Source organism: Pseudomonas sp. KCJK9000, assembly GCF_046230725.1.
GTDB classification, from domain to species: Bacteria; Pseudomonadota; Gammaproteobacteria; order Pseudomonadales; family Pseudomonadaceae; genus Aquipseudomonas; species Aquipseudomonas promysalinigenes.
This window is the reverse complement of the sequence record NZ_JBJJLN010000002.1, coordinates 136,454-160,721: the sequence shown is the minus strand read 5'-3', so window position 1 is coordinate 160,721 and position 24,268 is coordinate 136,454. Positions and strand designations below refer to the sequence as shown.

Below are 24,268 nucleotides of genomic sequence, written 5' to 3'. Positions count from 1 at the left end.
ACTGACCAACTTCACATAACGGAGAACCTAAAATGAGCACTGACGGTGCCAATCCAGGAACCCGCTGGCTCCCGCGCCTGATGGGCGTGCTGCTGCTGCTGATGGGCCTGGCCTTGCTGGCCGGCGGCATCAAGCTGAGCCAACTGGGCGGATCGCTGTACTACCTGATCGCCGGTCTCGGCTTTGCCGTATCGGGCGCCCTGTTGCTGGCCAGCCGCCGCCTTGGCCTGGGCCTTTATGGCCTGGTGTTGCTGGGCAGCACTGCCTGGGCCTTGCACGAAGTGGGCCTGGACTGGTGGCAACTGGTGCCGCGCCTGGCCATCTGGTTCGCCATTGGCGTGGTGCTGCTGCTACCGTGGGCTCGTCGCCCACTGATCGGCCCCGCTGCCAAAGCCAACACCGCATTGCTCAGCGTTGCCGTGCTGGCTTCGGGTGCTTGCGCCTTGGGTAGCCAGTTCACTCACCCAGGTGAAGTGTTCGGCGAGCTGGGCCGCGACAGCAGTGAAATGGGCGCCGCTGCGCCGGCCATGCCGGATGGCGACTGGCAGGCTTACGGCCGAACCGAGCATGGTGACCGCTATTCGCCGCTGCGCCAGATCACCCCACAAAATGCCTACCGTCTGGAAGAAGCCTGGCGCATCCGCACTGGCGATCTGCCGACCGATAACGACCCGGTCGAGCTGACCAACGAAAACACCCCGCTCAAGGCCAACGGCATGTTGTATGCCTGCACCGCCCACAGCAAGGTGTTGGCACTGGACCCGGATACCGGAGCCGAGATCTGGCGCTACGACCCGCAGATCAAGACCCCGGTAGGCACCTTCAAGGGCTTCGCCCACATGACCTGCCGCGGCGTTTCGTACTACGACGAGAACAGTTACGTCAGCCGCGACGGCAGCCCGGTGCCGAAGGTATCGGATGCCGGTCAGGCCGTGGCACAAGCCTGCCCACGCCGTCTCTACCTGCCCACCGCCGACGCCCGCCTGATCGCTATCAACGCCGACAACGGCAAGGTCTGCGAAGGCTTCGCCAACCAGGGCGCAATTGACCTGACCACCGGTATCGGCCCATTCACTGCGGGCGGCTACTACTCCACTTCGCCGGTAGCCGTCACCCGCAGCCTGGTGATCATCGGTGGCCACGTCACCGACAACGAGTCGACCAACGAGCCTTCGGGTGTGATCCGTGCCTACGACGTGCATGATGGCCACCTGGTGTGGAACTGGGACAGCAACAACCCGGACGACACCAAGCCATTGGCCCCTGGCAAGATGTACAGCCGCAACTCGGCCAACATGTGGTCGCTGGCCAGCGTCGATGAAGACCTTGGCATGGTCTACCTGCCCCTGGGCAACCAGACCCCTGACCAATGGGGCGCCGACCGTACCCCCGGCGCCGAGAAGTACAGCGCCGGCGTGGTCGCACTTGACCTTGCCACCGGCAAAGCCCGCTGGAACTACCAGTTCACCCATCACGACCTGTGGGACATGGACGTCGGCAGCCAGCCAACGCTGGTCCACTTGAAGACCAAAGAAGGCGTGAAGCCGGCCATCATCGTGCCGACCAAGCAAGGTAGCTTGTACGTGCTCGACCGCCGCGACGGCACGCCGATCGTGCCGATTCGCGAGATCCCGGTGCCGCAAGGCGCGGTCAAAGGTGACCACACCGCTCCAACCCAGGCCCGTTCCGACCTCAACCTGCTTGGCCCAGAGCTGACCGAGCAGGCCATGTGGGGTGCCACACCCTTCGACCAGATGCTGTGCCGCATCCAGTTCCGCGAACTGCGCTATGAAGGCCAGTACACGCCGCCATCCGAGCAGGGCACCCTGGTATACCCAGGCAACGTCGGCGTCTTCAACTGGGGCAGCGTATCGGTCGACCCAGTGCGCCAGCTGCTGTTCACCTCGCCCAACTACATGGCCTTCGTGTCGAAAATGGTGCCGCGCGAGCAAGTGGCCGCTGGCAGCAAACGCGAAAGTGAAACCAGTGGTGTGCAGCCCAATACCGGCGCTCCGTACGCGGTGACCATGCACCCGTTCATGTCGCCGCTGGGCATCCCATGCCAGGCGCCAGCCTGGGGCTATGTCGCCGCCATCGACCTGTTCACCAACAAGGTCGTGTGGAAACACAAAAATGGCACCACCCGTGATAGCACCCCAGTGCCGATCGGTATGCCGGTAGGCGTGCCAAGCATGGGCGGCTCGATCGTCACCGCAGGTGGCGTCGGCTTCCTAAGCGGTACCTTGGACCAGTATCTGCGTGCCTATGACGTGAACAATGGCAAGGAAATCTGGAAGGCTCGCCTGCCAGCGGGTGGCCAAGCCACACCGATGACCTACACCGGCAAGGACGGCAAGCAGTATGTGCTGATCGTTGCCGGCGGCCACGGCTCGCTCGGCACCAAAATGGGCGATTACATCATCGCTTACAAACTTCCCGACTAAGCCATGCAGCCCCTACAGGCACAGCCCTGTAGGGGCCTCTTCCCTTTGCGGGCAGCTCATCTGCTGTCGAGCAACTTCACACCTCGCTAGACCATTGAAACCGATCCCCCTGCGCCCCATCTAAGCACCATAGTCATTCACGCAGGTGCCCCATGAGCGACCAGCAGGATTTCCCCGAACACCCTGACGAACACAGCGCAATCGACCAATCCGACACCCCGGCCAGTACCGGCCACGCCCTGGCCCTGCCCGGCCAGCAGTTGCCGAACAAGGTCTATGTGATCCCCATTCACAACCGCCCGTTCTTTCCGGCGCAAGTGCTGCCGGTGATCGTCAATGAAGAGCCCTGGGCCGAAACCCTCGACCTGGTCGCCAAGACCGAGCACCACTCGCTGGCACTGTTCTTCATGGACACCCCGCCGGAAGACCATCGTCATTTCGACACTTCGGCGTTGCCGGAATACGGCACCCTGGTCAAGGTGCACCACGCTAGCCGGGAAAACGGCAAATTGCAGTTCGTGGCCCAGGGCCTGACCCGGGTGCGCATCCGTACCTGGCTCAAGCATCACCGCCCGCCCTACCTGGTTGAGGTCGAGTACCCGCGCCAGCCTGCCGAGCCCACCGACGAGGTCAAGGCGTACGGCATGGCCCTGATCAACGCGATCAAAGAGCTGCTGCCGCTCAATCCGCTGTACAGCGAAGAGCTGAAGAACTACCTCAACCGCTTCAGCCCCAACGACCCGTCACCGCTCACCGACTTCGCCGCCGCGCTGACCTCTGCCACCGGCAATCAGCTGCAGGAAGTCCTTGACTGCGTCCCCATGCTCAAACGCATGGAGAAGGTCTTGCCGATGCTGCGCAAAGAGGTGGAAGTCGCGCGCTTGCAGAACGAAATCTCAGCCGAGGTGAACCGGCAGATTGGCGAGCACCAGCGCGAGTTTTTCCTCAAGGAGCAGCTCAAGGTCATCCAGCAGGAGCTGGGCCTGACCAAAGATGACCGCAGCGCCGATATCGAGCAATTCGAGCAGCGCCTGGCTGGCAAGAAACTGCCCGAACAGGCCAAGAAGCGTATCGACGAAGAAATGGGCAAGCTGGCGATTCTCGAAACCGGCTCGCCCGAGTACGCCGTGACCCGTAACTACCTGGACTGGGCCACTGCCCTGCCCTGGGGTGTTTATGGCAAGGACAAGCTCGACCTCAAGCACGCACGCAAGGTGCTCGACCAGCACCACGCCGGGCTGGACGACATCAAAGAGCGCATCCTGGAGTTTCTCGCCGTTGGCGCCTGGAAGGGCGAAATCAGCGGCTCCATCGTACTGCTGGTGGGCCCTCCAGGGGTCGGCAAGACCAGCATCGGTAAATCCATTGCCGAATCCCTAGGCCGGCCGTTCTATCGGTTCAGCGTCGGTGGCATGCGTGACGAAGCCGAGATCAAGGGCCACCGTCGCACGTACATCGGCGCGCAACCGGGCAAACTGGTGCAGGCGCTCAAGGATGTGGAGGTGATGAACCCGGTCATCATGCTCGACGAAATCGACAAGATGGGCCAGAGCTACCAAGGGGACCCGGCATCGGCGCTGTTGGAAACCCTCGACCCGGAACAGAACGTCGATTTCCTCGACCATTACCTGGACCTGCGCCTGGACCTGTCCAAGGTGCTGTTCGTGTGCACCGCTAATACCCTCGACTCCATCCCCGGGCCCCTGCTCGACCGCATGGAGGTGATTCGCCTGTCCGGTTATATCACCGAAGAGAAACTGGCCATTGCCAAGCGCCACTTGTGGCCCAAGCAGCTGGAAAAGGCCGGGGTCGCCAAGACCAGCCTGAGCATCAGCGACAGCGCCCTGCGCACGGTTATCGAAGGGTATGCCCGGGAAGCCGGCGTGCGCCAACTGGAAAAACAATTGGGCAAGCTGGTACGCAAATCGGTGGTCAAGCTGCTGGAAGACCCAGATGCCAAGCTCAAGATCGGCAACAAGGACCTGGAGGCGGCCTTGGGCATGCCGGTGTTCCGCAGCGAGCAGGTGCTGGCTGGCAAAGGCGTGATCACTGGCCTTGCCTGGACCAGCATGGGTGGTGCCACCTTGCCGATCGAGGCAACGCGCATCCATACCCTGAACCGCGGCTTCAAGCTGACCGGCAAGCTCGGCGATGTGATGAAGGAATCTGCTGAAATTGCTTACAGTTACGTCAGCTCCAACCTCAAGCAGTTCGGCGGTGACCCAGGGTTCTTCAACGAAGCCTTCATCCACCTGCACGTGCCTGAAGGCGCTACGCCAAAAGATGGCCCCAGTGCCGGCATCACCATGGCCAGTGCGCTGCTATCGCTTGCCCGCGATCAGGCACCGAAGAAAGGCGTAGCCATGACTGGGGAACTCACCCTCACCGGCCAGGTACTGCCTATCGGAGGCGTACGCGAGAAGGTGATCGCAGCGCGGCGGCAGAAGATTTTCGAGCTGATTCTGCCCGAGCCCAATCGTGGGGACTACGAGGAACTGCCCGATTACCTGCGCGAGGGCCTGACGGTGCATTTCGCCAAGCGCTTTGCAGACGTGGCCAAAGTGCTGTTCTGAGGTGTCCTGGCCTCCTCGCGGCACAAGCCGCGAAGAGGCCGGCATAATTAGCCATGGCAGTTGCTCGCATGAGGTCGCCACTGCCTAAGGTGGTCGCCTGGCATCGGCAGCACAAAATCTTTCATTCTTCGGTTATCCTCAGGCCATCGCCAGCCTCTGGAGCTCCCATGACCGCACCTCGTCTGCTCGTTCCCCTGAGCCTCGCCCTGCTCGCCGCCTGCGCCCAGCAGCCGAAAAATGCCGTCGAACTGGACGCCGAAAGCGAATGCCCCAAGCGCTTGCAGGTCGGCCAGAGCCTTACGCTGACGCTGCCCAGCAACCCCACCACCGGTTACCGCTGGCTGGTGCAGAACCCTGCGTCCAACGTGCTGCAGAGTCTAGGCCCCGAGGTATACAGCGCCCCAGAGGACGCCGGCCTGGTTGGCAGCTCGGGCATCTCCACCTGGCGCTACCAGGCCCGCGCCGCCGGCGAAGGGCACTTGGTGCTGATTTACCAACAACCCTGGGCCCCGGAAGTACGCCCAGTGCAGACCTTCGATTGCGCGATACGGGTGCATTGATCGCCAAGCGCTGGTCAGCCAATCATGCATCGATGCTGCGGTTTGGCTAGAATGCCGGCCCTGCATATCGTCAGCCGCCTGGATTCACCGTGAGTAAACAGCCCGACCGCCTATTCGCCCAACCCCTGGAGCAAGTTCCCGACTTCGTGTTCAACGAGGACGTTGTGCGCGTGTTCCCGGACATGATCAAGCGTTCGGTTCCAGGTTACCCGACCATCGTCGAGAACCTCGGCGTGCTGGCCGCCCGCTTCGCCCAGCCCCACACCGCGCTGTACGACCTCGGGGCTTCCCTGGGTGCCGTGACCCAGTCGCTGCGACGGCATGTGCGCAGCGACGGTTGCCGGGTAATCGCAGTGGACAATTCCGCCGCCATGGTCGAGCGTTGCCGCCAGTACCTCACCGCCCAGGACTCGATGTTCCAGGAACTGCTGCCGGTCGAGGTGCTGGAGGCCGACATCCTCACCCTGCCCCTGCAACCTGCCTCGGTAGTGGCGATGAACTTCACGCTGCAATTCATCGCCCCGGAACGACGCCTGGCACTGCTTGGCCAGATCCGCCAAGCGCTGCTGCCAGGTGGGGCGCTGATCCTCTCTGAAAAGCTGTGCTTCGCCGATGAAGACCAGCACGACCTGCTCAATGACCTGCACTTGGACTTCAAGCGGGCCAATGGCTACAGCGAACTGGAAATCGCCCAGAAGCGCACCGCCATCGAAAACGTGATGAAGCCAGACACCCTCGAAGCCCATAAGGAACGCCTGCACGCGGCGGGCTTCGGCAACGTGGTGCCCTGGTTCCAATGCCTCAATTTCGCCTCGCTGATAGCCCTGCCATGATCGATCTGTCTCCACTTATCCGCCGCCTGGCGGGTACCCCTCTGGCTGCGTGGTCCCAAGGCCTGCAAGCTCAACTTCAAGCCAAGCTGGAAAAAGGACACGGCGACCTTGACCGCTGGCGCGGGGCGCTCGAGGCGCTGCCAGCCCTGCAGCCAAGCGTCATCGACCTGGTCGACGGCTTACGCCTGGACTGCCCGTGCGATGACGCTACCCGTGCGCAGATGCGCCAGGCGTTGATGGGCTTGTCGCCGTGGCGCAAGGGCCCATTCGACCTGTTCGGGGTGCACGTCGATACCGAATGGCGCTCGGACTGGAAGTGGTCGCGGGTAGGCCCGCACCTGGATCTCAAAGGCAAGCGGGTGCTCGATGTCGGCTGCGGCAACGGCTACTACCAGTGGCGGATGCTGGGCGCAGGCGCAGACATGGTCATCGGCGTCGACCCCAACTGGCTGTTCTTCTGCCAGTTCCAGGCCGTGCAGCGCTACCTGCCCGAATTGCCCGCCTGGCATCTGCCGTTGGCCTTGGAAGAACTGCCAGCAAACCTTGAAGGTTTCGACACGGTGTTTTCCATGGGCGTGTTCTACCACCGCCGTTCGCCCATCGAACACCTGCTGGCGCTCAAGGATTGCCTGGTCAAGGGCGGCGAGCTGGTGCTGGAAACCTTGGTGATCGAGGGGGACGAAAACCAGGTGCTGGTGCCTGAAGATCGCTACGCGCAGATGCGCAATGTGTGGTTTTTGCCGTCGGTTCCGGCCCTGGAACGCTGGTTGCGCCGCGCAGGCTTCAGCGATGTGCGCTGCGTGGACGTGAGCGTCACCAGCGTCGAGGAACAGCGCAGTACCGAATGGATGCGCTACCAGTCGCTAAGCGATTTCCTCGACCCGAATGATCACGGCAAAACCATCGAGGGCCTGCCGGCCCCACGTCGCGCTACTCTGTTGGCACGCAAGTAACTTCGGGCGGGGGCCGTGAGGGCTGCTGAGGTCGCAGAAGGCTCAGCGCGCTGCTGCGACGATAAGCGCCTTCATCTCGGCCACGGCCGCTTTGAAGCCTACGAACAAGGCATGGGCGACCAGCGCATGGCCGATGTTGAGCTCATTGATGCCTTTGATCGCAGCCACGGCTTCGACGTTGTGGTAGTGCAGGCCATGGCCGGCATTGACGATCAGCCCCTGGCCGACGCCAAACGCCACGCCATCGACGATGCGCTGCAGTTCCTCGGCCACCTCGGTGGGGGTATGGGCATCGGCGTAGCGCCCGGTATGCAGCTCGATGGCCGGTGCGCCGACCCGACGCGACGCCTCGATCTGCCGCTCGTCGGCGTCGATGAACAGTGAAACTTCAGCGCCGGTACGCGACAGGCGTTCGACTGCCGCCTTGATCCGAGCTTCCTGGCCGGCCACGTCCAGGCCACCCTCGGTGGTCAGCTCCTGACGGGTCTCGGGTACCAGGCAGATGTGCGCCGGGCGGATCTGTTCGGCGAAGGCCATCATCTCTTCGGTGACGCCCATTTCGAAGTTCATGCGCGTTTGCAGCACGTCCTTGAGCAGCAGGACGTCGCGCTCCTGGATGTGCCGGCGGTCTTCACGCAGGTGTACGGTAATACCATCGGCGCCTGCTTCCTCGGCATCCAGCGCAGCCTTGACCGGGTCCGGGTAGCGGGTGCCGCGGGCCTGGCGCAAAGTCGCCACGTGGTCGATGTTGACGCCGAGGAGCATGCGGTTGCTGTGAGTCACGAAAGGCTCTCCTGAAGTTTGAGCCACACAGCATACGACGTGCTCAGCGCTTGCGAAACAATTCCCGACTGACCAGCGGTTTTGGCCCCAAATGTACCGCCAATGCCTGGCGCATCAATCGCTTGGCCGCAAGCAAAGCACCCGGTGCTTCCCAGTCGGCCTGGGCCAGAGCCAGCAACTCGGTACCCTTGAACAGCCCAGGCTGGGCGAGGTGCACGCGCTCAAGGCCCGCATCGACTCGCAGGCGGTAAGTACCATCGGCTTGGATCAGGTCGTCGTTGAGGTCATGGCTGAGCGAGAAGGTGTAGCCCAGGTCCTCCAGCAGCCGCCACTCGAAGGTGCGCAGCAGCGGCTCCAAGGGACGTCCTTGGGCCAATGCCTGCAAGGTCAAGGCGTAATGCTCGAACAACTCCGGTTGCGGTGCCTCAGCCGGCAGCAGGCGCATCAATAGTTCATTGAGGTACAACCCACTGAACAGCGCATCACCATGCAACCAGGCAGCAATACCAACGGTGTCCAGCCGCCTGACGTTCTTCAGCTCACCCTTACCGTACAGCTCCACTTCCAGGGGGACGAATGGTCTGACCAGGCTCCCGCCTTTACCGCGCGCACGGCGCAGTACTGCACGCATCAAGCCTTGGGGTGTGAGAAAGTCCACCAGCGCACTGGTTTCCTTGTAGGCGCGGCTGTGCAGAACGTAGGCCGGTTGGGGGGTGGGCTGGTCCATGTGGCATCTCTATGCTTCACAAACAACCGTGGGAGCGGGTTTACCGCCGAATGCGGCGGTCGAGCCGCCATCGCATTCACAGGTAAACCCGCCCCCACAGAGTAAGCCGATTATCGGGGTCGGTTACAGGTCGCCGTAGCCCAGCGAACGCAGGGCGCGCTCATCGTCGGACCAGCCGCCTTTGACTTTGACCCAGAGGTTGAGCATGACCTTGGAGTCGAACAGCACTTCCATGTCCTTGCGCGCCTCGGAACCTATGCGCTTGATGCGCTCGCCCTTGTCACCAATGATGATCTTCTTCTGGCCGTCACGCTCGACCAGGATCAATGCATGGATGTGCAGCAGATGCCCCTGCTGCTTGAACTCTTCGATTTCCACGGTGATCTGGTACGGAAGCTCCGCACCCAATTGACGCATGATTTTTTCGCGCACCAGTTCAGCGGCAAGAAACCGGCTGCTACGGTCGGTGATCTGGTCTTCCGGGAAGAAGTGGTCATTTTCCGGCAGGTGCTTGGCGATCTGAGCTTCCAGCGCGTCGAGATTGTGGCCCTGCTGCGCCGAGATCGGCATCACCTCAGCGTTGGGTAACTGCTCTTGCAGCCACTGCAGGTGCGGGATCAACTCGGCCTTCTCTTCCATGCGGTCAGTCTTGTTGACGGCGATGATCAGGGGGCCGGTGACGTACTGCACACGTTCGAGCACCAGTTGGTCCTCGTCGGTCCAACGGGTGCGATCGACCACGAAAATCACCACATCGACGTCTTTCAGAGCCGCCGACGCGTTGCGGTTCATGTAGCGATTCAGTGCTTTGTCGTTGGCCTTGTGCATGCCGGGGGTGTCGACATAGATCGCCTGTACCTCACCCTCGGTCTTGATACCGAGCATGTTGTGACGGGTGGTCTGCGGCTTGCGCGAGGTGATGGCCAGCTTCTGCCCCAGGATGTGGTTCAGCAGGGTCGACTTGCCCACGTTGGGGCGGCCGACAATGGCCACGTAACCGCAGCGGGTCGGATTGTTTTCAGTCATTGCCATTCTCCACGCCCAGGGCGATCAAGGCAGCAGCGGCGGCGACCTGCTCGGCGATACGCCGGCTGACACCCTGACCACGGCTTTTGTTGTTCAGAAGCACGACTTCACATTCGACGAAGAAGGTTCGGCAGTGCGGTTCACCCTGGATATCGACCACTTCGTAACGCGGCAGCTCACAGCTGCGCGATTGCAGAAACTCTTGCAGGCGGGTTTTCGGGTCCTTGTTGGTGTCGACCAAGGTCAGCCCTTCGAACTCATCGGTCAGCCAGGCCAACACACGTTCGCGTGCGGTCTGCATGTCTGCGTCCAGGTAGATGGCGCCGATCAGCGCCTCGAGGGCGTCAGCGAGGATCGACTCCCGGCGGAAGCCACCGCTCTTGAGCTCACCCGAACCCAGACGCAGATACTCGCCCAGGTCGAAGCCACGGGCCAGACGGGCCAGGGTCTCACCCTTGACCAGGCGAGCGCGCAAGCGCGACAGCTGGCCTTCACGGGCCTGCGGGAAACGCTCGAACAGCGCCTCGCCAGCGACGAAGTTGAGAATGGCATCACCGAGAAACTCCAGGCGCTCGTTATTGCGCCCGGCATAGCTGCGGTGGGTCAGGGCCAGCAGCATCTGCTCCTGGTTCTTGAAGGTGTAGCCGAGCTTGCGCTCGAGACGGGCAAGGGAAGCACTCATGCAGCCACCCGCAGGTTGTTCAACGCGTTGTTCAAATCAACATCCTGAAAGACTGTTTGGCTGTGGTCCGTCGCGGCGAGCGGCGAAACTCTCGTTCCCTGAGATCACAGCCTATGTCAGAAATGCATTCGGCGCTGTCTTTAGGACAGCGCCGAAGGGTATCAATGGATCAGCCCGACCCGCGACAGGTTAGGCAAGTGGCTGAGCTTGGGTTCTGGCCAGCTCATCCACACGGCAAAGGCTTTGCCGACGATGTTGCGATCCGGCACCATCCCATGCAGCTCCTTCGGGATTTTCGGGTCATCCCAGTAGCGGCTGTCATTGGAGTTGTCGCGGTTGTCGCCCATCATGAAGTAATGGCCAGCCGGCACGGTCCATTGCTGGTCCGGCGGCATGCGATAACGGGTCATCTCCTTGCGGATCAGATGCTCGGCTTCGCCAAGTTTCTCTTTGTACAACTCGGCACTGCCCAACGTTCCAGGCTCGGTACCGACCAACTGCTCGGCAATCGGCTGACCGTTGACGAACAGCCGCTTGTCGCTGGTGTAACGGATCGTGTCGCCCGGCAGGCCCACTACCCGCTTGATGTAGTTGACATTCGGGTCGCTTGGGTAGCGGAACACCATCACATCGCCGCGTTGCGGGTCACCGACCTCGATGACCTTCTTGTCGATCACCGGCAAGCGAATGCCATAGGAGAACTTGTTCACCAGGATGAAGTCGCCCACTTCCAGGGTCGGTTTCATCGACCCCGAAGGGATCTGGAACGGTTCGACCAGGAACGACCGCAGCACCAGCACGATGAACAGCACCGGGAAGAACGACTTACCGTACTCGACCAGCAGCGGCTCTTTGTTGAGGCGCTCGACCACCGCCATTTCTGGCTGAGTGACGCTGCCCTGGTAATTGGCGATCGCTGCTCGCCGGCGCGGGGCCAGGAACAGCAGGTCGATCAAGCCCAGCAGACCGCAGACGAAAACGGCGATGACTAGCAACAGCGGGAAATTTAGCGACATAGGACCTAGCTATCCAACCTGAGCACGGCGAGGAAGGCTTCTTGTGGAATTTCCACGTTACCTACCTGTTTCATGCGTTTCTTACCGGCCTTCTGCTTCTCGAGCAGTTTCTTCTTACGGCTGACGTCACCACCGTAGCACTTGGCCAGTACGTTCTTTCTGAGTGCCTTGACGGTCGTTCGCGCAATGATCTGGCCACCGATGGCAGCCTGAATCGCCACGTCGAACATCTGCCGAGGAATCAGCTCCTTCATCTTCTCAGTCAACGCACGGCCTTTATAAGCCGCATTGTCACGGTGCACGATCAATGCCAGGGCATCGACCTTGTCGCCGTTGATCAGTACGTCCAGCTTGACCAGGTTGGCAGACTGGTAGCGATCAAAATGGTAGTCCAGCGAAGCATAGCCGCGGCTGGTCGACTTCAAGCGGTCGAAGAAGTCCAGCACCACTTCGTTCATCGGCAAGTCGTAGCGCACCTGCACCTGGCTGCCGAGGAACTGCATGTCGCGCTGCACGCCACGCTTCTCGATGCACAGGGTGATGACGTTACCCAGGTGTTCCTGCGGCACCAGGATGGTCGCGGTGACGATCGGTTCGCGGAAATCAGCCACGGCCGATACATCTGGAAGCTTGGACGGGTTGTCGACGGTGATGGTTTCACCGGTTTTCAGTTCAAGCTCGTAGATCACGCTTGGTGCGGTGGTGATCAGGTCCAGGTCGTACTCGCGCTCCAGGCGCTCCTGGATGATTTCCATGTGCAGCATGCCGAGGAAGCCGCAACGGAAACCGAAGCCCAGGGCATCGGAGCTTTCTGGCATGTACTGCAGCGAAGAGTCATTGAGGGTCAGCTTCTGCAGGGCATCGCGGAAGTCCTCGAAGTCGTCGGAGCTGACCGGGAACAGGCCGGCGTAGACCTGCGGCTGGATCCGCTTAAAGCCAGGCAGCACTTCGACTTCAGGGGTCGTGGACAAGGTCAGGGTATCGCCCACCGGCGCACCGTGAATGTCCTTGATGCTGCCGATGATGAAGCCCACCTCACCAGCTTTGAGGTCGGCCGTCTGGGTGTGCTTGGGGGTGAACACACCGACGCTGTCGACCAGATGCACCTTGCCGGTGGATTTGACCAGAATCTTGTCGCCCTTCTTGACGCGGCCGTGGCGCACACGCACCAGCGATACCACGCCAAGGTAGTTGTCGAACCAGGAGTCGATGATCAGCGCCTGCAGCGGCGCATCGATATCGCCTTCTGGCGCGGGGATGGTATGAACCAGGCGCTCGAGCACCTCGTCCACGCCCATGCCGCTTTTGGCACTGCAGGCAACGGCGTCGGTAGCGTCGATGCCGATGATCTTCTCGATCTCGTCCTTGACGCGATCCGGGTCGGCCTGGGGCAGGTCCATCTTGTTCAACACCGGCATGACTTCCAGGCCTTGCTCGATGGCCGTGTAGCAGTTGGCAACCGACTGGGCTTCGACGCCTTGGCCTGCATCGACCACCAACAGCGCACCCTCGCAAGCGGCCAGCGAACGCGAGACTTCATAGGTGAAGTCGACGTGGCCAGGGGTGTCGATGAAATTGAGCTGGTAGACCTTGCCGTCCTGCGCCTTGTAATTGAGCGTGACGCTATGGGCCTTGATGGTGATACCGCGCTCGCGCTCCAGATCCATGGAGTCCAGTACCTGGGCTTCCATTTCGCGCGCCGTCAGGCCACCGCACATTTGAATGAAACGGTCGGCCAGCGTCGACTTGCCATGGTCGATGTGGGCGATGATGGAGAAATTGCGGATATGACTCAAATCACTCACGGGTCAACACTCGGAAAAGGCTGCGAGCCGGACGCCCGCCGAAAAATAGCCGGGAATTGTACCTTAAGCTGTTGGGATATGGGAGTTTCCTCTATCGGACTGTACACAGCATTGCCCCTGGCAATTGTGAACTTTCATGAAAAAGGGCAGCCGAAGCTGCCCCCTGGTCACCCGCAAAGCCCGCTTATTCAGCGAGTTTGAAGGTAATGAAGCTGGCACGGCCCTGGCGCAGGACGCGCATCGATACCGAGCGATTCTTCGGCAGATCCTTGGCGATTTCGGTGAACTGTTTGGCCGAAGTGACTGCCTGGTTGTTCAGGTGGCTGATGACGTCACCTGGGCGCAGCCCGATCAAAGCAGCCGGGCCATCCTGTACTTCCTTGATGACCACGCCGCCTTTGAGCTCCAGGGTTTTCTTCTGCTCTGCAGTCAGGTCTGCCACCGAAACGCCCAGGCGGTTGCTGTTACGCTCGGCGCTGCCATCAGCACTGCTGCCAGTGCCGATATCGGCATCGTCGTCAGGCATCGGGCCGACGGCCACGTCCAGGGTCTGGCGCTTGCCGTTGCGGATGATCTCCAGCTTGGCTTTCTCACCATCCTTGAGGCTACCGACCAAGTGTGGCAAATCTGCCGACATGATGATCGGTTGGCCGTTCATGCTCAGAATTACATCACCCACCTGCAGGCCCCCTTTGGCTGCCGGGCTGTTTTCCAGTACCTGGGCGACCAGAGCACCTGCAGGCTTGTCGAGGCCGAAGGATTCAGCCAGGTCCTTGTTGACCTCTTGAATCACCACGCCCAACCAGCCGCGGCTGACCTTGCCATCTTTCTTCAGCTGATTGGACACATCGATGGCAACATCGATTGGAATCGCGAACGACAGGCCCATGAAGCCGCCGGAACGGGTGAAGATCTGCGAGTTGATGCCCACCACTTCGCCCTTCATGTTGAACAGCGGCCCACCGGAGTTCCCCGGGTTGATGGCAACGTCGGTCTGGATGAACGGCACATAGGTATCGTTGGGCAGGGTACGCCCTTTGGCACTGACGATACCTTTGGTCACCGAGTGGTCAAAACCGAACGGCGAACCGATGGCCAGCACCCACTCACCCACCTTCAGCTTTTCCGAGTCACCAAGCTTGACGGTCGGCAGGTTCTTGCCATCGACCTTCAGCAACGCTACGTCAGTACGTGGGTCGGTGCCGATCAGCTTGGCCTGCAGCTCACTGCGGTCGGACAGACGCACGATGATCTCGTCGGCATCGGCAACCACATGGTTGTTGGTCAGTACGTAGCCATCACTGGAGATGATGAAACCCGAGCCCAGAGACATGGCCTCGCGCTGACGATCGCCGCGCGGCGAGCGAGGCTGCTGCGGCATGTTACGTTCGAAGAACTCGCGGAACATCGGTGGCAGGCCTTCGAGGTCGGGCATCTGCCCGGCAGCAACGCGGTCAGGCAGCTTCTGCTTGGTACTGATGTTCACTACTGCCGGCGAGGCTTGCTCAACCAGGGTGGTGAAGTCCGGCAGGGCTTCATCGGCCTGAGCAGTAAGCACCTGGCCGAGCATGAGCACGGCGGCGAATATCGTTAGGTAGTATTTCAAGCGTGGTATTGACATACGGCTCCCGTCACAACGAGCGGTAGTTGGAAATAGCCCTGCCTAAAGCAGGAAAGGCCAGACTCCTAGAAGCCTGACCTATAGAAAATTTGCCGAAAGATTGCAAATGACAATGCTTTAATTTCATTTCAGCCGCATGCCGATTCGCCCGTCAAAAACCCTGCAACCGCCCCGACAACGCGCGCCATCACTGGCGCGCCTGGGCATCCTGAGGGCGCATCGACAGCGCTACACGCTCCGCGGTGCCCAACGGAATTTCGCCGACCACAGTGACCTGCACTTTTCCTTTTGGGGTGTTCAAACGACGCGATACAGCGGAGGTCGGCCCGAGCTGGGTCCGCACATCGGCACCGCCATCATCCTTCACCCGTTCCAAAAAAACCGAAAAACGCGCCAGGCCATCGTCGTACATCAGGCTACTGACTGAACTGTTACGCTCTGAATCACGGCGCACCGCACTGCTGATTAGCTCGAAACCAGGCGGCAGCCAGTCCGACCGCCAACCCGCGACCGCCGTAGTGGTGGTGGTAGTGCCGGGTTGGATCAGTTTGCAGGCGGCACTGGCCTGCAGGTCCTTGTCGCTAGGTGGGTCTTGAGTGTCCAGACGCGTCATCTGGAAACGCTCGAGTAGCTGCCCTTTGTCATTGAGCATCAATGAACGAAGCGGCAAGCCAGTGCGACGGTCCAGATGAAGTTCGAAAGCATAGCGATGCTGGTCTCGCGGGGTCAGCGTGACAATTACCGCGTCACGCCCGGCCACTCGGGACGTGCCAGCCATTGCAAGGTCATACCAGCTCATGAGCTTGAGCGGGTCGAGAAGGTGCGGCGCAGCATCAGGCAGACTGCTGGACCCGCTCGCTGCGCCAGTGAGGGCACCACTGACGCACTGCACGTTGCCATTTAGCCGCACGATTTCCTCGGCGGGGCCGTCGAGCTGAAGCAACCGCTCGCTGACTTGGCCATCCTGAACGCGATGCCAGATATCGTGGGAAGAGAAGCTACCATTTCGCTCGTAGACGAAAGAGCCTTGATAACTTTGCTTTTGCTCGGCCCGTGCCAGCTTGTTCAGCCATTCGCTCGCCTGAGGCGAGGAATTGGCCGCCAACGCTGGCACCGCAATGCAGCTGCCAATCAGCAGCGACAGCAGAGGTAGCGCGCGCATGGGCCTCCTTACTTAGCGGTTTTCCAGGCTGGCAGCGCGGGCGTACGGCAGAGCGGTTTCAGTGCCCTTGAGCGCAGATTCCTGAGCGTGCTGGCGCAGATAGCCTGGCAGACGCTGGTCCCAGCCGGCCTGGTTCTGCAACACGCCGTTGGCCATAGGCCCAGTCGGTTGCTCACTGCTTTCACTGTAGCCTGCCAGAACAGCCGGACCTTGAGTTTGTGGCATGGTCAGGCCTTGCTGGGCAGGTTGCTGGGCAGCGAGCTGCGCGCCAGTGATTTCATCCTGGTTGTACATCCGCACGCCTGCCAGCACCGCTACGGTCACCGAAGCAGCAACAGCCAGGCGGCCGATCGTACGCCATGGGCCCTGTTTGACCTTAGCCGGCACGGCTTCGTCGGCCAGGGCTGCAGATACTGCCGAGGCGATATCCAGTTTAGGCAGCAACAGCTCCTTGTGCATTGCTGCACGCGCTACCTGGTAACGCGACCAGGTGGCACGGGTTTCAGCGTCGTCGACGGCGTTCAACACCCGACGCAATTCCAGTTCGTCCGCTTCGTTATCCATCACCGCGGACAGCGATTCCTGCAAAGCTTCACGACTCATGACGGTTCCTCTCTTGGCTGTCGCCGCTGTCTCAGGTTTCCTGCAACAACGGCTGCAGGGCTTTATCTATGGCCTCCCGAGCGCGGAAGATTCGAGAGCGCACGGTACCCACTGGACATTGCATGACGCTGGCAATGTCTTCATAACTCAACCCATCGAATTCACGCAGGGTCAACGCCGTGCGCAAATCTTCTGGCAGTTGCTGGATGGTGCGATGGACAGTGCCTTCGATTTCATCCCGCAACAACGAGCGCTCTGGGGACTCGAGATCCTTGAGACCATGATCGCCGTCGTAAAACTCCGCATCCTCGGAGCTCACATCACTGTCTGGCGGCCGTCTTCCACGGGACACCAGGTAATTCTTCGCCGTGTTGATGGCGATGCGGTACAGCCAGGTATAAAACGCACTGTCTCCGCGGAAATTGCCAAGCGCGCGGTAGGCCTTGATAAAGGCTTCCTGCGCAACATCCTGGGCTTCGTGGGTATCGTGAACGAACCGCACGATCAACCCGAGAATCTTGTGCTGATACTTCAGCACCAACAGATCGAACGCTCGCCTGTCGCCGCGCTGCACGCGCTCGACAAGCTGCTGATCCTCTTCCTGGGTTAGCATGAACACTCCTCAGTGAACTCGAAGGAGCGTTGCAGCAGCCTTTGTTGAGGCTTGCAAACATAGACTCGGGCTTTGCGCAAAAGTTCTCCCCTCCAAGCAAGTTTCCTGCGGCCTCGGTCGGCTCGCACGGAAGACGCGGCGTAATCACGGCTCGCTACGTCGATAAACAGGTTTCAAATTACGCAGGTGTCAGCCCGGATAGAGCTGCCGCCCCGCGTCGCCTTGGCATAATCTGGCGTGCGGACAGCCTTCTTAGGATTTCCTGGTGCATCGGAAAGTTCCCGCAAAGATTGCTGCAACGCCCCAACTGGCATGGATATTCGCCACCCCAGGCTGCTATAAAGACAGCCCGGCCAGCATTCACGATAGTTTCACATTGCCATCTGCACGTGGCTATTGTGCCGTGCCCTTTCCAAAGATTACTAGTGTCCCGACATGAGCCAACAATTCCAACATGATGTCCTGGTGATCGGCAGCGGCGCAGCCGGCCTTAGCCTGGCACTGAACCTTCCGGACCACTTGCGTATTGCCGTGCTGAGCAAAGGCGACTTGGCCAATGGTTCGACCTTCTGGGCCCAGGGTGGGGTCGCTGCGGTACTGGACAATACCGACACCGTACAGTCGCATGTCGAAGATACCCTCAACGCCGGTGGCGGGTTGTGCGATGAAAACGCTGTGCGCTTCACCGTCGAGCACAGCCGCGAAGCCATTGAATGGCTGATCGAACAAGGCGTGCCTTTTACCCGCGACGAACATTACAGCGTCGATGATGGCGGCTTCGAGTTCCACTTGACCCGTGAGGGTGGCCACAGCCATCGGCGCATCATCCATGCGGCCGACGCCACTGGCGCAGCGATCTTCACCACGTTGCTGGAACAAGCGCGCAAGCGCCCGAACATCGAGCTGCTGGAACAACGGGTCGCCGTGGACCTGATTACCGAGCGCCGCCTGGGCCTGCCGGGCGATCGGTGCTTGGGTGCCTACGTACTTAACCGCAACAGCGGCGAAGTCGACACGTTCGGCGCGCGCTTCACAGTGCTTGCCACCGGCGGCGCCGCCAAAGTCTACCTCTATACCAGCAATCCCGACGGTGCCTGCGGTGACGGCATTGCCATGGCCTGGCGGGCTGGCTGCCGGGTGGCCAACCTGGAATTCAATCAGTTTCATCCCACTTGCCTGTATCACCCGCAGGCCAAGAGCTTCTTGATCACCGAGGCGCTGCGTGGCGAAGGTGCGCTGTTGCGCCTGCCCAATGGCGAGCGTTTCATGCCGCGCTTCGACCCGCGCGAGGAGCTTGCCCCCCGCGACATCGTCGCGCGCGCCATCGACCACGAAATGAAGCGCCTGGGTGTCGATTGTGTGTATCTGGACATTACCCACAAGCCAGCAGAGTTCATCAAAAGTCACTTCCCGACCGTTTACGAGCGCTGCCTGGGGTTTGGCATCGACATCACTCGCCAACCGATCCCGGTGGTGCCTGCTGCGCATTACACCTGCGGCGGCGTCGTGGTCGACCAGCGCGGGCATACCGATGTACCGGGACTGTATGCAATCGGCGAAACCAGCTTCACTGGCTTGCACGGCGCCAATCGCATGGCCAGTAATTCGCTACTGGAATGTTTCGTGTATGGCCGCGCTGCGGCAGCGGACATCCAGGCGCACCTTGGCCGGATCAGCATGCCCAACGCCCTGCCCTGCTGGGACGCCAGCCAAGTGACCGACTCGGACGAAGACGTGATCATCGCGCACAACTGGGACGAGTTGCGGCGCTTCATGTGGGACTACGTGGGCATCGTACGCACCAGCAAGCGCCTGCAGCGCGCCGAACACCGCGTACGCCTGTTACTGGATGAAATCGACGAGTTCTACAGCAATTACAAGGTCAGCCGCGACTTGATCGAATTGCGCAACCTGGCACAGGTGGCGGAACTGATGATCCGCTCGGCGATGCAGCGCAAGGAGAGCCGTGGTTTGCATTACACCCTGGACTACCCAAGCATGCTTACCGAGGCCAAGGACACCGTTCTCACTCCGGCTTGAGGTTGACGTTGAAGCGGCGCCGGCTGAACCTCAGCGCACCCGTAAACGTCGATGCAGGTCAGGCGCCAGGGAATCGGCAAGTATGCACTGGCTCTGGCCGAACCAGTGCCCAGCTCTGGCAAAGCGCAAGACTACCAACCCCGGCAGTGCCACAGTGTCGCGACACAAACGAACCGGCTGCCAGCCTTGCGCATGACTGTACACACACCAGCCCGTGGCGCTGCGGCGCAAGCCGGTAATGGCGCGGGGATCTGTCAGCAGAATACGATGGGGAATGGCCCAACAGCCGTGGGCGAAGACAGCGGCCAGCAGGCAAAGCCCGAGCCACCCAGGTAATGCACTCAGCCACAGCGCCAGCAGGGCCAGCACCTGGCAACCCAGGTAAGCCGCCAGCAGCAGGCGCGAGCCCTGCCAGCGGCAGTCGAAATACTCACTTGGGCTGGACACGATCCAGAATGATACGGACCATGCGCTGCAGCTCCGGGTCTTCAGATTCGGTGCGCTCCATGAACCAGCCGAACATGTCCTGATCTTCACAGCTCAGCAGGCGCACATAGAGTTCGCGGTCAGCTTCGCTCAGGGTCGGATAGACCTCCTGGGTGAATGGCACCAGCAGTACGTCCAGTTCCAGCATGCCGCGACGGCTGTGCCAGAAAAGCCGGTTGAGTTCAGTTTGTTCGACCATGGGGCCCTCCTCGAATGGTCGCGCAGTATACCGCGCGCTGAAGGAAGCGGCACAGGGCGTTGGTCTAGTCACCTACCTATTTTGTTACTGGCGTTCTATGATGGCCGCCAGTCTTTAGCCAATGCGATGTCCCATGGCCGATTCCGCTTTCTTCACCCCCCTGTCCCACGAGGGCATTCTCGCCGTGCGCGGCTCCGACGCCGGCAAGTTCCTGCAGGGCCAGCTGACCTGCAACATCAGTTATCTAAGCCTTGAGTACGCCAGCCTGGGCGCCCGGTGCATGGTCAAAGGGCGCATGCAGTCGAGCTTCCGGATTCTGCCCGAAGGCAATGGCTACCTGCTGGCGATGGCCAGCGAGTTGCTGGAGCCTCAACTGGCCGACCTCAAGAAGTATGCAGTATTTTCCAAGGCAACCCTCACAGACGAGAGCGCCGCCTGGGCGCGTTTCGGCCTGCAAGGTGGCGCTGGCGCATTGCAGGCATTAGGGCTTGACCTACCGCCAGCGCCAGGTAGCACCGTGCGTCATGATGGCCTTATCGCCATTACCGTCTCGCCTGAGCGCAGCGAACTCTGGATACCTGTGGCGCAGGCTGCCGACGTTCGCCAACGGCTGGCTGCAACGCTGCCCGAAGGCCGCCTGAACGACTGGCTGCTGGGCCAGATCCGCGCCGGTATCGGCCAAGTCATGGGCCCGACCCGTGAACTGTTCATCCCACAGATGATAAACCTGCAAGCGGTCGACGGCGTAAGCTTCAAGAAAGGCTGCTACACCGGCCAGGAAATCGTCGCGCGCATGCAGTATCTGGGTAAGCTCAAGCGCCGCCAGTACCGGCTGGCACTGGCTCAGCAAGAGGCTCCAGCCCCCGCCACGCCAATCTTTTCGCCTACCCATGGGTCATCGGTAGGCGAGGTCGTACTGGCTGCCAGCGCTGGCAATGAGTGCGAGCTATTGGCGGTACTGACCGCGGAGGCGGTAGAGGATGACAACTTGCACCTGGGAGGCCTTGAAGGCCCACGCCTGCAGCTGCTGACCCTGCCGTATGAGTTGGACCGCGACCGGGAAATCCAGCGCTGAACAGTGCACCCCCTTTGCCGTTGAGACGTTCATGAACAAGCTGGCCGAGATGGTTCAAGCACAGTTGCTCGCTGCCATCGAGAACGATGACCTGGTGCTGCCGACCCTGCCCGAGGTTGCCTTGAGCATTCGCGAGGCGGCCGAAGACAGCGAAATCAGCGTAGCCGCGCTGAGCAAAGTCATAGGCCGCGACGCCGCCTTGGCGGCGCGCCTGATCAAGGTAGTCAACAGCCCCCTGCTGCGTGCTGCGGTAGAGGTCACTGACCTGCACACTGCCATTACCCGTCTGGGCATCAACTATAGCTGCAACTTGTCCATCGGCTTGGTCATCGAGCAGATCTTCCACGCTCGCTCACCCGCCGTTGAACAGAAGTTACGAGATATTTGGGCGAATAGCCTCGAGATCGCCGGCGTTAGCTATGAAATTTGCCGAAGATACACCCACTTGAAGCCTGACCAGGCGACACTCGGGGGGCTCGTCAACCAGATTGGCGCTCTGCCCGTGCTGATTTATGCCGAAGAACACAACGAACTGCTGTCCGACCCTGTCTGCCTGCACTATGTGATCGAGCAGATCCAACCCGTGTTGGGTGACAAGATTCTCTCTGCGTGGGAGTTTCCCGAGCAGTTGGTGAACCTACCAAGCCAGGTGCAGGACCTGGACCGTCGCACCGACAAGGTCGACTACATCGACGTGGTGCAGATCGCCAAGTGCCTGAGCCAGCGCGGGCGCAGCCGGCCCCTGGCGGCGCTGCCTGCCTACCAGCACCTTGGCTTGCCGTTCGGCACGGAGCTCGAAGTGGCAGAGCTGCTGGAAGCACGCAGCATGCTGCGCTGATTAGCGGTTGCCCAGGCGGTAAAGGTCAGTCAGCGATGAAGCTCACGCGCACCTTCAGCCCACCCTTCTCGCCATCGTGCAGGCTGATCTGCGCCAAGTGAGCCCGGCAGATCTCACCCACGATAGCCAAGCCCAGGCCGCTGCCCTGCACACCTCTGCGGTAGAACCGCTCGAATACCCGTTCCCGCTCATCTTCGGGGATGCCGGGACCGTCATCTTCGACCTCAAGTACCGCCGGGCCCAGTACACGAATGATGACATTGCCATTGGCCGGCGTATGGGCCAGGGCGTTGTCCACCAGGTTGCTGAGCAACTCATTGAGCAAAGTTGGCTCTCCTTTCAGCCACACTGGCGCCGGTGCCTCAAGCGCCAAAGCCACACCCCGGTTATAGGCCAATGGCGCCATGGCCATCCCCAGCTCGCGGGCAAGCTGGCTCAGGTCCAGACGCTGTGCCCCGCCCTCGGCAATGGCACGGGCGCCATTTTCAACCCGCGCCAACGACAGCAACTGATTGGCCAGATGAGTCAACCGGTCGGTACCCTGTGCGGCGGTTTCCAGGGTTTGCCGCCACTCTTCGGGCCGCTGGGAGCGCAGCCCCAGCTCGACCCGCGCCTTGAGGGCCGCCAACGGTGTACGTAGTTCGTGGGCAGCTTCGGCGATGAACTTTGCCTGGCGTTCGAACTGCCCGCGCAAACGCTCGGTGAAGTGGTTCAGGGCACCGACCAGCGGCGTCAGCTCATGCTGCACCTGCACCACTGGCAGCGCCCGCAGGTCATCAGGCTGACGCTCCTCGACCGCCGTGCGCAGGCGCTCCAACGGCCGCAGCGCCGCACTCACGGCAAACCACACCAATACCAGTGCGCCCAGCGCCAGCATGCCCAGACGCAGCAGCGTATCGGCCATCAAGCTGCGCGCCATGCGTACCCTCGCCTCTTCGGTCTCGGCCACGCGAATTTCTGCCATGCCGTTCATGTTCGGCTCGCTCACCGCTTTGAGCAGGCTCACCACGCGCACATCCTGGCCAAGGTAGGTGGCATCGTAGAAGCGCGCCAGTGCGGGGTAGTCGTCAGTACGCGGCGTGCCGGTCGGCGGCGGTGGCAGGTGCTCATAGCCTGAAATCAACTTTTGATTGATGTCCAGGACCTGATAGTAGATACGCCCGGCGCTGTCATAGGCGAAGGTATCGAGGGCCACATAAGGCACATCGGCGCTGAGGCTGCCGTCGCGCTGCGAAAGCCCGGCGGCAATGGTACGTGCCGATGCCAGCAGGGTCCGGTCATAAGCGGTATCGGCAGCTTCACGTCCATTCCAGTAGGCGCTCAAGCCACTGGCCAGCATCAATACCACTAGAAGCAGCGCAAGGTTGCCCAGCAGCCGCCCGCGCAGGCTGCCATTACTGCGCATCACGGTGCTCTAGCAAATAACCCAGGCCCCGGAACGTGACGATGGCGACCGGGTAGCCATCGAGCTTCTTGCGCAGGCGATGAATGTAGATTTCGATGGCGTCTGGGCTGGCCTCTTCATCCAGGCCAAATACCTGCGCCGCCAACTGCTCCTTGCTCATCACCCGGCCGGGGCGAGCGATCAAGGCCTCGAGCACGCTCTGCTCACGAGAGGTCAGCGTCAGAATGTCGTCCCCGAGGTTGAAGCGTCGGGTGTCCAGATCGTAAACCAATGGCCCGCAACGTTGCTGGCGTTCACCACCCAGCACACTGCGCCGCAGCAATGCCTTGACCCGGGCCTCGAGCTCGGTCAGTTCGAAAGGTTTTGCCAGGTAATCGTCCGCCCCCAGGTTCAGGCCATGCACACGGTCCTTCACATCGCTGCGCGCTGTGAGCATCAGCACCGGTACAGTCTTGCCACGGCCGCGCAGGCGCGCCAGCACTTCGAAACCGTCCATGCGCGGCAGGCCCACATCGAGCACGGCAACGGCGTACTCCTCGCTGGCCAAGGCCAGGTCGGCAGCTACGCCATCATGCAGCACGTCCACCGTCAGGCCGTGACTCTTGAGGGCCTGGGCCACGCTTTCGGCCAGTTGCAGGTGGTCTTCGACCAGCAGTACACGCATCGGATTCTCCCTGCTCGGGTGGGGCGGTGGCGCGGAGTTTACCGCTGTCTGCAACCCTGTGAAGCCCTTCGAACAAACCTTTCACGCTGAAAGGTTAGCGAAAGGTTCGTTGCCTAGCATCGCACTACGGTCGCTCCATGCGCCGAAAAAAGCACCAGTA

21 protein-coding genes and 1 pseudogene are annotated in these 24,268 nt (G+C 61.2%); 8 read left to right on the top strand and 14 right to left on the bottom strand.

The annotated features are described in order from the left end of the window. The first annotated feature begins 32 nt into the window (after window positions 1–32). The 5 genes from ACK59H_RS02000 (at window position 33) to cmoB (ending at window position 7,363) form a co-directional block, all read left to right on the top strand. Complete coding sequence (locus ACK59H_RS02000; protein ID WP_060477873.1) at window positions 33–2,444, top strand: glucose/quinate/shikimate family membrane-bound PQQ-dependent dehydrogenase; 2,412 nt, start codon at window positions 33–35, stop codon at window positions 2,442–2,444. Window positions 2,445–2,596: 152 nt separating this feature from the next. Beyond that, window positions 2,597–5,017: an endopeptidase La gene (gene lon, locus ACK59H_RS01995; protein ID WP_409264204.1), complete on the top strand. Its 2,421-nt coding sequence runs from the start codon at window positions 2,597–2,599 to the stop codon at window positions 5,015–5,017. A gap of 167 nt (window positions 5,018–5,184) precedes the next feature. Beyond that, on the top strand, window positions 5,185–5,577 hold the full coding sequence (locus tag ACK59H_RS01990) for a protease inhibitor I42 family protein (RefSeq protein ID WP_060477875.1): 393 nt from the start codon (window positions 5,185–5,187) through the stop codon (window positions 5,575–5,577). An 89-nt stretch (window positions 5,578–5,666) separates the two neighbouring features. Beyond that, complete coding sequence (gene cmoA, locus ACK59H_RS01985) at window positions 5,667–6,410, top strand: carboxy-S-adenosyl-L-methionine synthase CmoA (RefSeq protein WP_186477569.1); 744 nt, start codon at window positions 5,667–5,669, stop codon at window positions 6,408–6,410. Then, entirely contained in the window at window positions 6,407–7,363 is a 957-nt protein-coding gene (gene cmoB, locus ACK59H_RS01980; protein ID WP_060477877.1) for a tRNA 5-methoxyuridine(34)/uridine 5-oxyacetic acid(34) synthase CmoB, read from the top strand. Before cmoA ends, cmoB begins: the two co-directional genes overlap by 4 nt. 42 nt (window positions 7,364–7,405) lie before the next feature. On the opposite strand, the gene pdxJ is transcribed toward cmoB, so the two are convergent. The 10 genes from pdxJ to rpoE all read right to left on the bottom strand — a co-directional run bounded on the left by pdxJ (window position 7,406) and on the right by rpoE (window position 17,401). Further along, window positions 7,406–8,128, bottom strand: coding sequence for a pyridoxine 5'-phosphate synthase (gene pdxJ, locus ACK59H_RS01975; protein WP_189658018.1), 723 nt, complete (start codon window positions 8,126–8,128; stop codon window positions 7,406–7,408). Between the two features lie 61 nt (window positions 8,129–8,189). Further along, a complete protein-coding gene (recO, locus tag ACK59H_RS01970) occupies window positions 8,190–8,873 on the bottom strand; it encodes a DNA repair protein RecO (protein WP_261744915.1) in 684 nt (227 codons plus the stop codon). 123 nt (window positions 8,874–8,996) lie between these two features. Beyond that, window positions 8,997–9,899, bottom strand: a complete 903-nt coding sequence (gene era / locus ACK59H_RS01965) for a GTPase Era (protein ID WP_409264203.1) — start codon at window positions 9,897–9,899, stop codon at window positions 8,997–8,999. Then, window positions 9,892–10,581 carry a ribonuclease III gene (gene rnc / locus ACK59H_RS01960; RefSeq protein WP_060477881.1) on the bottom strand — a complete coding sequence of 230 codons (690 nt, stop codon included), beginning with the start codon at window positions 10,579–10,581 and terminating at the stop codon, window positions 9,892–9,894. The genes era and rnc overlap by 8 nt, the downstream gene beginning before the upstream one ends. A gap of 161 nt (window positions 10,582–10,742) precedes the next feature. Next, window positions 10,743–11,597 (bottom strand): signal peptidase I, encoded by an 855-nt coding sequence (lepB, locus tag ACK59H_RS01955; protein ID WP_060477882.1) that lies wholly within the window; start codon window positions 11,595–11,597, stop codon window positions 10,743–10,745. Between the two features lie 5 nt (window positions 11,598–11,602). Further along, entirely contained in the window at window positions 11,603–13,402 is a 1,800-nt protein-coding gene (gene lepA, locus ACK59H_RS01950; protein WP_060477883.1) for a translation elongation factor 4, read from the bottom strand. 184 nt (window positions 13,403–13,586) lie between these two features. Further along, a complete protein-coding gene (locus ACK59H_RS01945; RefSeq protein ID WP_397467539.1) occupies window positions 13,587–14,972 on the bottom strand; it encodes a DegQ family serine endoprotease in 1,386 nt (461 codons plus the stop codon). A 238-nt stretch (window positions 14,973–15,210) separates the two neighbouring features. Next, entirely contained in the window at window positions 15,211–16,185 is a 975-nt protein-coding gene (locus ACK59H_RS01940; protein WP_409264202.1) for a MucB/RseB C-terminal domain-containing protein, read from the bottom strand. A 12-nt stretch (window positions 16,186–16,197) separates the two neighbouring features. Continuing rightward, entirely contained in the window at window positions 16,198–16,788 is a 591-nt protein-coding gene (locus ACK59H_RS01935) for a sigma-E factor negative regulatory protein (protein ID WP_186477565.1), read from the bottom strand. Between the two features lie 31 nt (window positions 16,789–16,819). After that, window positions 16,820–17,401 (bottom strand): RNA polymerase sigma factor RpoE, encoded by a 582-nt coding sequence (gene rpoE / locus ACK59H_RS01930; protein ID WP_003252049.1) that lies wholly within the window; start codon window positions 17,399–17,401, stop codon window positions 16,820–16,822. Between the two features lie 435 nt (window positions 17,402–17,836). Here rpoE and nadB point away from each other — a divergent pair, with 435 nt between their 5' ends. Beyond that, the gene (gene nadB / locus ACK59H_RS01925; protein ID WP_397467492.1) at window positions 17,837–19,441 is read left to right on the top strand and encodes an L-aspartate oxidase; all 1,605 of its coding nucleotides are present in this window, start codon (window positions 17,837–17,839) and stop codon (window positions 19,439–19,441) included. Here the strand turns inward: nadB and ACK59H_RS01920 are convergent. Then, window positions 19,428–19,888: pseudogene (locus ACK59H_RS01920) on the bottom strand (protein YgfX). The gene nadB and the pseudogene ACK59H_RS01920 overlap by 14 nt on opposite strands. Further along, a complete protein-coding gene (locus tag ACK59H_RS01915; RefSeq protein ID WP_008094993.1) occupies window positions 19,872–20,126 on the bottom strand; it encodes a succinate dehydrogenase assembly factor 2 in 255 nt (84 codons plus the stop codon). The pseudogene ACK59H_RS01920 and the gene ACK59H_RS01915 overlap by 17 nt, the downstream one beginning before the upstream one ends. A 133-nt stretch (window positions 20,127–20,259) precedes the next feature. Between ACK59H_RS01915 and ACK59H_RS01910 the strand changes: the two genes are divergently transcribed. Beyond that, entirely contained in the window at window positions 20,260–21,201 is a 942-nt protein-coding gene (locus ACK59H_RS01910; protein WP_409264201.1) for a YgfZ/GcvT domain-containing protein, read from the top strand. A gap of 31 nt (window positions 21,202–21,232) precedes the next feature. Then, entirely contained in the window at window positions 21,233–22,039 is an 807-nt protein-coding gene (locus ACK59H_RS01905; protein ID WP_261744910.1) for an HDOD domain-containing protein, read from the top strand. 25 nt (window positions 22,040–22,064) lie between these two features. On the opposite strand, the gene ACK59H_RS01900 is transcribed toward ACK59H_RS01905, so the two are convergent. Then, window positions 22,065–23,444 carry a sensor histidine kinase gene (locus ACK59H_RS01900; protein ID WP_409264200.1) on the bottom strand — a complete coding sequence of 460 codons (1,380 nt, stop codon included), beginning with the start codon at window positions 23,442–23,444 and terminating at the stop codon, window positions 22,065–22,067. Beyond that, a complete protein-coding gene (locus tag ACK59H_RS01895; RefSeq protein WP_060479676.1) occupies window positions 23,434–24,108 on the bottom strand; it encodes a response regulator in 675 nt (224 codons plus the stop codon). The genes ACK59H_RS01900 and ACK59H_RS01895 overlap by 11 nt, the downstream gene beginning before the upstream one ends. Window positions 24,109–24,268: the final 160 nt, after the last annotated feature.

Excerpts from the sequence above, each read along its gene's own strand:
- ACK59H_RS02000 (WP_060477873.1), top strand. The coding sequence starts at position 33 with ATGAGCACTGACGGTGCCAATCCAGGAACCCGCTGGCTCCCGCGCCTG.
- lon (WP_409264204.1), top strand. The coding sequence starts at position 2,597 with ATGAGCGACCAGCAGGATTTCCCCGAACACCCTGACGAACACAGCGCA.
- ACK59H_RS01990 (WP_060477875.1), top strand. The coding sequence starts at position 5,185 with ATGACCGCACCTCGTCTGCTCGTTCCCCTGAGCCTCGCCCTGCTCGCC.
- cmoB (WP_060477877.1), top strand. The coding sequence starts at position 6,407 with ATGATCGATCTGTCTCCACTTATCCGCCGCCTGGCGGGTACCCCTCTG.
- pdxJ (WP_189658018.1), bottom strand. The coding sequence starts at position 8,128 with ATGCTCCTCGGCGTCAACATCGACCACGTGGCGACTTTGCGCCAGGCC.
- recO (WP_261744915.1), bottom strand. The coding sequence starts at position 8,873 with ATGGACCAGCCCACCCCCCAACCGGCCTACGTTCTGCACAGCCGCGCC.
- era (WP_409264203.1), bottom strand. The coding sequence starts at position 9,899 with ATGACTGAAAACAATCCGACCCGCTGCGGTTACGTGGCCATTGTCGGC.
- rnc (WP_060477881.1), bottom strand. The coding sequence starts at position 10,581 with ATGAGTGCTTCCCTTGCCCGTCTCGAGCGCAAGCTCGGCTACACCTTC.
- lepB (WP_060477882.1), bottom strand. The coding sequence starts at position 11,597 with ATGTCGCTAAATTTCCCGCTGTTGCTAGTCATCGCCGTTTTCGTCTGC.
- ACK59H_RS01945 (WP_397467539.1), bottom strand. The coding sequence starts at position 14,972 with ATGCTCGGCCAGGTGCTTACTGCTCAGGCCGATGAAGCCCTGCCGGAC.
- ACK59H_RS01940 (WP_409264202.1), bottom strand. The coding sequence starts at position 16,185 with ATGCGCGCGCTACCTCTGCTGTCGCTGCTGATTGGCAGCTGCATTGCG.
- ACK59H_RS01935 (WP_186477565.1), bottom strand. The coding sequence starts at position 16,788 with ATGAGTCGTGAAGCTTTGCAGGAATCGCTGTCCGCGGTGATGGATAAC.
- rpoE (WP_003252049.1), bottom strand. The coding sequence starts at position 17,401 with ATGCTAACCCAGGAAGAGGATCAGCAGCTTGTCGAGCGCGTGCAGCGC.
- nadB (WP_397467492.1), top strand. The coding sequence starts at position 17,837 with ATGAGCCAACAATTCCAACATGATGTCCTGGTGATCGGCAGCGGCGCA.
- ACK59H_RS01915 (WP_008094993.1), bottom strand. The coding sequence starts at position 20,126 with ATGGTCGAACAAACTGAACTCAACCGGCTTTTCTGGCACAGCCGTCGC.
- ACK59H_RS01910 (WP_409264201.1), top strand. The coding sequence starts at position 20,260 with ATGGCCGATTCCGCTTTCTTCACCCCCCTGTCCCACGAGGGCATTCTC.
- ACK59H_RS01905 (WP_261744910.1), top strand. The coding sequence starts at position 21,233 with ATGAACAAGCTGGCCGAGATGGTTCAAGCACAGTTGCTCGCTGCCATC.
- ACK59H_RS01900 (WP_409264200.1), bottom strand. The coding sequence starts at position 23,444 with ATGCGCAGTAATGGCAGCCTGCGCGGGCGGCTGCTGGGCAACCTTGCG.
- ACK59H_RS01895 (WP_060479676.1), bottom strand. The coding sequence starts at position 24,108 with ATGCGTGTACTGCTGGTCGAAGACCACCTGCAACTGGCCGAAAGCGTG.